Source organism: Microbacterium sp. (assembly GCF_049661145.1).
In the GTDB taxonomy this organism is placed as follows: Bacteria; Actinomycetota; Actinomycetes; order Actinomycetales; family Microbacteriaceae; genus Microbacterium.
On sequence record NZ_JBASZT010000006.1, the window covers coordinates 1 to 6,878 of the forward strand.

A 6,878-nucleotide genomic window follows, 5' to 3' on the forward strand; every position below is an offset into this window, starting at 1 on the left:
CGGCGGCCTGGAGCAGTTCGGCGAACTCGGCGGCGTCGGCGGGCACGGGCGCCTCGACGCGGGCGAGTTCACCAACGAGGTCGCTGCGTCGCGCGGCGACGGTGCGCTCCCGCTCTTCGGCGCGATCGACCTGCAGTTGCAACAGTTCGATGCGGGTACCGCCCTCGTCGCGCACCCGAGCGCGCGCTGTTTCGAGGGCGTCTGCGGCCAGCCGGTGCGCCGCGTCGGCGTCGTGCAGACGCGCCTCGGCACGGGCGAGCGCCGCTCGTGCGGGACCGAGTGCCTCACGCGCGAGGCGCAGCCTGAGAGAGGCGGTGTACGCCTCGACGGCGTCGTGGAGACCCGCGGCGGCGGTCTCGGCAGTCGATGCCTCGTCGAACGCAGTGACCGCGGCATCCACTCGACGCAACACCTCGACTTGACGGCGCAGATCGGCGACGTGGGCGTGCGCGCGGTCGAGTTCGGTGAACTGCTCGACCGCGTTGTCGGATCGGACGAAGGTCGCGGGCTGGTCGAGCATGAACCCGCGGAACAGCGCATCGAGAGTGCCGAGATTCTTGGCGGACTGGGTCTTGTGCAGCAGCTGCAGCGTCGCATCGCTGCGGAAGCCGAAGTGGCGGATGACCCGTTCATGGAATCGGCCGTGCTTGCCGCTGGTCGTGATGAGGGCGTCCGGCAACGCGGTCGCCATGCGACGCGCGTCGATGCCGCTTTCAACGTGCGGCTTGAGATCAAGCAGGTTCAGCTCGCCGCGTGTGAACAGGCGGGCGTCCTTCAGGGCCGACGTCTCGGTGCGGGTGCCCGGCGCGTGGAAGACCCGCACGAGCGTCACCGGCTCGTCCCGCAGGTTCTCGTAGCGCAGCAGGATGCCGCTCCACGTCGCGCGGGGGCGCAGGTAGGTCGTCGTGGCGCGATCGGCGGACTCGTCGGCCTCTTTCGTCCACGCACCGCGCACGTAGCTCATGTTGGTGCGGTCACCCTGCCGGGACGCGCCATCCTGCGCGGCGGCGTTGAGCCGCAGCCACTTGTCGGGGGTGAGCACGGTCGCAATGGCGTCGAGCAACGACGACTTTCCCGAGCCGGATGCACCGGTGAACAGGTGCCCGGCGCGCGCAACGTCAACGGAGACGTGACCCGAGAAAGTGCCCCAGTTCACGAGTTCGAGCCGCGCCAGGCGCCACTGTCCGGGTCGGTCGACGTCCGGCTCGGTCTCTTCTCCCGGGAAAGTGAGCATCGTCATTCGTCGCCACCCTCTTCTGCAGGCTCGGAGTCGTCCTCCCGGTCGTCGAGCGAGCCGAGCGTGACGAATCGGCCATCGACGTCGTCCGCGCCGTCCGTGTTCGGCGGCGCGCCCTCTCGCGCCAGCCGGTCGTACTCGGCGGTGATGGCGCGCACCTGGTCGGCATCGACGATGAGCCGGAGCACGGGAGAGATCTCGGCGCGGTCCTCACCGACGGCGTGCAGCACGCGCAGTTTGTTCTGCATCTTGTGCCACGACGAGTTGAGGCGGCTCTGGAAGTCCTTCTCGTCGCGATCGGGCGTGCGGAACACCGCGAGCTGCTCGAACAGTTCGGACCTGCCGACGATCACGCGTCCGGCGCCGTCTTCGCTCAGGAGCGTCTGGCGCAGCACGAGCAGCATCGCGGTGTCGAGGAAGGTGAGGGCCTCAGCCCGTACGGCGCGTGGCGCGGAATCGGACGGCGCGTTGCGCACGAACGCGACCTCGTGGTCGCGGTCGATCACGAGGTCGAGGAACATATCGGCCAGACGAGACCGGATGACGGCCTCGTCGCTCAGCAGCACCGACCAGACCTGTCGTTCGCGCGCGCCGGCAAGGTACGGGCCGCGCACAAGACGCAGGATCGCACGTCGGGTCGCGTCCGGGAGGGTTCCCGCGTCGCCCTCCCACAGGCCGGAATCGGCCAGGCCGTCATCATTCCGCTCGCCGAGGACGCTTGTCGTGGCATTCTCGCCGTTTGTCATTGCACCACCCCGGTGAACCTGTGCGCCGCGACGACGGCGGCGCGCGTGACTTTGTCGGACCCCTCCCACGACAGCACCTCTGGCTCGTCGTCGACGGTCCCCTGATCGGCCGCGAGCGAAAGCAGGCCGACGACGCTGCCGACCCCCTGCGTGGCCGGATGGCGCGCGAGCACGTCGGCGACGGTGCAGGTACGCACCTCGGCCAGGAGCTCATTCACGTTGCGCGTGAGTTCGGCGAAGTCGATCTCGGTCTCGCGGGCGAGCGCCCGCAGCTCGTCGAGGCTCGCGAGGCCCGGTTCGTGCTCGGGCACATCATCGGTCGCCGCGAGTTCCGCGGGGTCGTGGAGATCGACCGCACCGACACTTGCCACCGGCACCGAGGAGAGGTCGAGCGTGAGGCCGATGGGGTGCCAAGGCCGCGTGTGCGCGGCGGCTTCGACACCGGCGTGCTGTGCACGCCGCAGCAGGCCGCGCATCACCCGATCGCGCTGGTAGTCCTGGGATTGCACATAGCGTCGCAGCGCCCGCGCGAACATCGTGACGACGTCGTGGACTTCGGCGCTGCGCTCTTTGAGCGTCGTGAGGAACGAACGCAGGGTGCGGCGTTCGGCTGGGGTGAGGTCCCGCGCGAATCCGCGGTCGAGCACACGGCGGATGTCGGACTCGAAGGCGGCCCCGAGCGCCGGATCGAGCACCAGCTGCGAGAACGCGGTGAAACTGCGGCCGGCATCCGACTCCGAAATGTGATCGATGCCGCTGAAGACCTCGTCGACGACGGCGGCCTGAGAGGAGTCGGACTCGATGATCTTCGCGCGCAGCGACGCATTCAGCGCCTCGAACTCGGCGCGCACGCGGGCGAAGTCGTCGGGGACGTCGGCGGCCTGCGCGAGCAGGTCGCGCGCGCGTTCGAGCGCCCGGTCGGGGTCGAGGGCAGCGTCATCTCCGGACCGCAGCGCCTCGATGCGGCGCTCGATGCGCCGGATCTCCTCCTCGAGCAGAGCGATGCGGGCGGCGGCATCCGGGTCGGTGTCGATCGCGAGCTGCCGCACCTGCGCCGCGAGACTGGACAGGCGCGACTCGGTCACGCTCGAGCGCGGTTCGGCGCGGCCCTGTACGAAGCGGATCGCCGCGATCGCATCCGGCGAGAGTTCCAGCGTCTCACCCCGCGACTCGGCGGAGGGCCTCCGCACGAGGAAGCCGGCCGCGCGCCACTGCGCGCAGTATCCCTGCGCGCTGAGCGGAAGAGTGAGCCCCTGTGCGCGCAGCCGCTCGAGGTCCGTGTCGAGCCGCTCGTAGAGCTCCTCGGCATCCCATCGACGCTCGTCACCACCGAGGTGTGCGCCGAGCAGACCCGCGATGATCGCGGCGTTGTCGGCCCGCAGCAGCCGCCACGCGCCATCGCGCTCAGCGAGCTGAGCGAGCTGCAGGACCTGGGCGACGGCGGGCACGCGTCCATTCTCCGACACGGCGCCGACATCGGGCGCACCGAAGGCCCTCGTATTCTGCGCTCCTGAAAAGCTCACCTGTCGTAGACATCGCGTCTCGGTCCCGCTTCGACGGCAAAGATCACGAGACGATCGTGCTGAATGTCCGCGATGCCTCGATAGCCTCCGGCGATGCGATACGACCACAGTCCTCTGAGGTTGCCCGTCATCGGCTTGGCCATGGCCCTCGGATCGTCAGAGTCGGCGGCCTGTTCGAGCTTCGCAATCATGCGGCGAACGACCTCGCGGTCGAGATCCCGCTTGAATGCCTTGACGACGCGAGGTGCGTACTCAATCCTCCAGACCAAGGTCCGCTTTCAACTCATCGTTGGAGACCGTCGGGAGCTGGCCCGCCCGATGTGCTTCCACGTCGCGCAGGATGGCGTACTCCCATTCGACGCGATCGATCTCACGCTCGATCATCTGATTGATGTAGAAACTCTGCGGCCGCCCGGTCTCCTCCGCCAGCCGCCTGAGCCGAGCTTCCACGTCGGCCTTCAGGCGAACAGTCGTCGGCATCGTGGAATCCTTCCAGAGAATACTTGTACTCGCTGTAGTCTACCCCGCCAGGCGTACCGAGCGCGCGCGGGCGAGCTCGACGCCGGACCGACGCGCCCCGTCCTCCGCATGCTCCTTCAGCGTCGCCGCGACGTCGGTGAAGGCATCGAGCGCAGGGTTCACGCCGACGAGCGTGAACGGACGCTGCACGACGCGCAGCTCGAGCCCCCACACATCGGCCAGCACGCGACGGAGCCATCCGGTCGAGTGGTCCCAGCCCTCCCTGGGCGTCCCGGCGCCGTAGTTGCCGCCGAGCACGGTCACGAGCGTCGCGGGCTTGCCCTGCAGCGTCGTGCTCGTGGGGGCGGTGCGCGGATCGGTGTACGCGAGGTCGAACCACGTCTTGAAGTGCTGCGAGACGCCGTAGTTGTACAGCGGGACCGCGAACAGGAGCGCTTCGGCGGCGACGAGCTCGTCTGCCAGGAGGGTGCGGAGCGCGACGGCCTCGGCCTGCTCCGGGGTCAGATCCCCGGGCTCTGCACCGGCTGCGACCGAAAGTTGCCACGCGGTCGCGGGGATCGGGTCCGCGGCGAGGTCACGGCGCACGACGCCGGCATCCGGGTGCTCGGCGGTCCACTGCTCCTCCACGAGATCGGCGAGGGCTCGACTGGCCGACGTCGCGGGGTGGATGCTGGCATCAAGACGGAAGAGGGACATGGATTCTCCGATCGTATTTTCATAGTCGCTCTGTTTTTCTTAGCGATTGTCCAGAGACTAGCACGATACCCTTGACCAATGGATGCCGAGGCCGCGTCGAGGCACGAGTGTGACGCCACGGTGTCGCTCGCGTTCAGCATCCTCGGCAAGCGCTGGAACGGAATGATCCTCGACGTGCTCGGTGGTGGACCGATCTCGTTCGCCGCGCTGCGCCGCGCCGTGGGCGGCATCAGCGACGCGGTGCTCGCCGATCGGCTCGCAGAGCTCAGCGAAGCGCGGTTGCTCACCCGCACGGTCGCCCCCGGGCCCCCGGTCTCCGTCACGTATCAACTCACCGACGGAGGCAAGGAGCTGATCCCCGTGCTGGAGCAGTTGGGCCGCTGGGCCGAGGAGCACCTCACCGTCCGGTGAGGGCCACCGGACGGACCCCGCGCTCAGCCCGACAGGGCGGCGATCAGTGCGCTCTCCACCGCGCGGCGGTCCACCACGAGAAGCTCGTGGGCAAGCGTGCCGAAGGTTGCCGGATCCCACTCCAGCTCCAGAGCGGCGTTGACGGCGGTGAGCACGCTGATGAAGCGGTCGACGGGGCCGAGCGCCAGCATCCCGCTCAGCAGGCGCGCCCCACGGATGCCGCGTTGCGACGTGCCGATCAGCTTCACGGCACCCCTCGCGTTGACACTGAACGCGCCGGGGCAGTACTCGCCGGGCACCTCCCCGAGCCGTGCGTCGACGCCGAGACCGCGCAGTTCCGCGGCGAGCCGCTCGCCGTTGTCTTCGAAGAAGCGCTCCTGATCGATCGCGCCATCGGTGTCGCGCACGATCACGTCGAAGACGACGCAGCTCTGGTCGTACGCGACCGCCCTCCCGCCCGTCGGACGCACGACGGGCGCGAACCCCTGCGCGATCGAAGCGTGGCGGGCCGCATCGAATCCCGGCATCCGGCTCTCGCGGCGACTCATCGCGACGGTCGGTGAGGGTGCGCAGAGGCGGATGACGCGACTCTGTGGGATTGCGTCCGTCGCGACCGCTTGCAAGAGCTCGACCGACCTCGCGAGCTCGGCCTCGGCCGTCGCGGGCCAGAAGTCACCCACCGCCGGTTCGTCGCGGAGTACGAGCACGTCCACTGGGGAGGAGGAGGCAAAGTCGGTCATAGCGAAAGGGATCACGACCCTACCGGCGGTCGAGCTCGTCGGCGAGCAGTCGCGCAATCATCGTCGCGAGACCGCGCGCGTCTTGCTCTTCGAGCAGATTGATGTACTCGGAGCGCAGGTCAGCGGTGACGATCGCCGGCACGCCGAAGCGGAAGATGGTCTGGTACGCGAGCACCAGTCGCCCGGTGCGGCCGTTGCCGTCGGAGAACGGATGAATCCGCTCGAACGCGATGTGCGAATGAGCGATCGCCTCGAGCAGGTGAGCGCCCTCCAGGCGACGCGTCTGCCAGTCGGTCTGCTCCGCCCACTGCCGCATCGCCTCGGGCACGCGCTCCGGTGGCGTCGGTGTGAACGCTGCCCCGACGACGATGTTGCTCGACAGCTTGAACGCACCCCGGTCCGGGAGCAGGTGATCCATGAGCGCCGCGTGCAGCTCCCGCACAAGGCCGACCGTCAGCGGCTCGGCCGCCGCCACGGCTGTGATGGCGCGCTGCAGTCCCTCACGATGATTGGCGATCTCGTACAGCTCACGGAGGGAGGCTCCGGCGGGGGCGATCTCGTCGACAAGCAACGAGAACGAGTCGCCCAGCGAGAGCGTGTTGCCCTCGATCGCAGTCGAATGGTGCGCAAGACGAACGAGAATGTCGTCGGCGTAGGCGGCATCGAACAGATCAGCGCGCGCGACCTCCGCATGAAACCGGTCGCGATCCCACGTCACGGGCGCTTCCGCCTCTCCTCGATCAGCGGCACGAGCTCGTCCAGCGACATCCCGGCATAGGCGCTCGCCGGCCGCACCTCCAGGCTTCTGCCGACGAGCGTCACCTCGACGTGATTGCCCGGCTTCAGCCCCAGTGCGGTGAGCTCGGCGGGACTGATCGTGATGCCCGCTGACGAGCCGATCGTGATCACCTTGCGTCGCATACGAATACACTAGCGCGCATTCTAATCTTGGGGTCGGGCTCGCATCGTCGCCCGGCGTGGACGACCACCCGTCCGCGAGAGAACAACGGAGCGCCGAGAGAACGGTTGTCACCCGTTCTCTCGG

The 6,878-nt window shown here is 68.7% G+C and carries 10 protein-coding genes; 1 reads left to right on the forward strand and 9 read right to left on the reverse strand.

Translation table 11 applies throughout. From position 1 onward, the window contains the following. The 6 genes from WBP48_RS00205 to WBP48_RS00230 form a co-directional block, all read right to left on the reverse strand. Positions 1 to 1,240: ATP-binding protein (locus WBP48_RS00205; RefSeq protein ID WP_424434312.1), on the reverse strand; the 1,240-nt coding region annotated here is incomplete at its 3' end. Continuing rightward, positions 1,237 to 1,983, reverse strand: a complete 747-nt coding sequence (locus tag WBP48_RS00210; RefSeq protein WP_424434315.1) for a DUF4194 domain-containing protein — start codon at positions 1,981 to 1,983, stop codon at positions 1,237 to 1,239. The genes WBP48_RS00210 and WBP48_RS00205, both read right to left, overlap by 4 nt. Beyond that, positions 1,980 to 3,431, reverse strand: coding sequence for a DUF3375 domain-containing protein (locus WBP48_RS00215; protein ID WP_424434318.1), 1,452 nt, complete (start codon positions 3,429 to 3,431; stop codon positions 1,980 to 1,982). Before WBP48_RS00215 ends, WBP48_RS00210 begins: the two co-directional genes overlap by 4 nt. A 71-nt stretch (positions 3,432 to 3,502) precedes the next feature. Beyond that, positions 3,503 to 3,775 (reverse strand): type II toxin-antitoxin system RelE family toxin, encoded by a 273-nt coding sequence (locus WBP48_RS00220; RefSeq protein WP_424434321.1) that lies wholly within the window; start codon positions 3,773 to 3,775, stop codon positions 3,503 to 3,505. Beyond that, entirely contained in the window at positions 3,759 to 3,986 is a 228-nt protein-coding gene (gene relB, locus WBP48_RS00225; protein WP_424434324.1) for a type II toxin-antitoxin system RelB family antitoxin, read from the reverse strand. The genes WBP48_RS00220 and relB overlap by 17 nt, the downstream gene beginning before the upstream one ends. 39 nt (positions 3,987 to 4,025) lie before the next feature. Further along, on the reverse strand, positions 4,026 to 4,682 hold the full coding sequence (locus tag WBP48_RS00230; RefSeq protein ID WP_424434327.1) for an FMN-dependent NADH-azoreductase: 657 nt from the start codon (positions 4,680 to 4,682) through the stop codon (positions 4,026 to 4,028). 78 nt (positions 4,683 to 4,760) lie between these two features. Between WBP48_RS00230 and WBP48_RS00235 the strand changes: the two genes are divergently transcribed. Next, complete coding sequence (locus WBP48_RS00235; protein WP_424434330.1) at positions 4,761 to 5,093, forward strand: winged helix-turn-helix transcriptional regulator; 333 nt, start codon at positions 4,761 to 4,763, stop codon at positions 5,091 to 5,093. A gap of 23 nt (positions 5,094 to 5,116) precedes the next feature. On the opposite strand, the gene WBP48_RS00240 is transcribed toward WBP48_RS00235, so the two are convergent. The 3 genes from WBP48_RS00240 to WBP48_RS00250 are packed head-to-tail and all read right to left on the reverse strand — an operon-like array spanning position 5,117 to position 6,754. Then, a complete protein-coding gene (locus tag WBP48_RS00240) occupies positions 5,117 to 5,833 on the reverse strand; it encodes a lipoyl protein ligase domain-containing protein (protein ID WP_424434333.1) in 717 nt (238 codons plus the stop codon). Between the two features lie 19 nt (positions 5,834 to 5,852). Further along, a complete protein-coding gene (locus WBP48_RS00245) occupies positions 5,853 to 6,551 on the reverse strand; it encodes a Fic family protein (protein WP_424434336.1) in 699 nt (232 codons plus the stop codon). Continuing rightward, positions 6,548 to 6,754, reverse strand: a complete 207-nt coding sequence (locus WBP48_RS00250) for a hypothetical protein (RefSeq protein WP_424434339.1) — start codon at positions 6,752 to 6,754, stop codon at positions 6,548 to 6,550. Before WBP48_RS00250 ends, WBP48_RS00245 begins: the two co-directional genes overlap by 4 nt. Positions 6,755 to 6,878 lie beyond the last annotated feature (124 nt).

Bases quoted from the DNA above. Each gene is read 5' to 3' on its own strand.
- WBP48_RS00230 (WP_424434327.1), bottom strand. From the start codon at position 4,682: ATGTCCCTCTTCCGTCTTGATGCCAGCATCCACCCCGCGACGTCGGCC.
- relB (WP_424434324.1), bottom strand. From the start codon at position 3,986: ATGCCGACGACTGTTCGCCTGAAGGCCGACGTGGAAGCTCGGCTCAGG.
- WBP48_RS00240 (WP_424434333.1), bottom strand. From the start codon at position 5,833: ATGACCGACTTTGCCTCCTCCTCCCCAGTGGACGTGCTCGTACTCCGC.
- WBP48_RS00235 (WP_424434330.1), top strand. From the start codon at position 4,761: ATGGATGCCGAGGCCGCGTCGAGGCACGAGTGTGACGCCACGGTGTCG.
- WBP48_RS00210 (WP_424434315.1), bottom strand. From the start codon at position 1,983: ATGACAAACGGCGAGAATGCCACGACAAGCGTCCTCGGCGAGCGGAAT.
- WBP48_RS00250 (WP_424434339.1), bottom strand. From the start codon at position 6,754: ATGCGACGCAAGGTGATCACGATCGGCTCGTCAGCGGGCATCACGATC.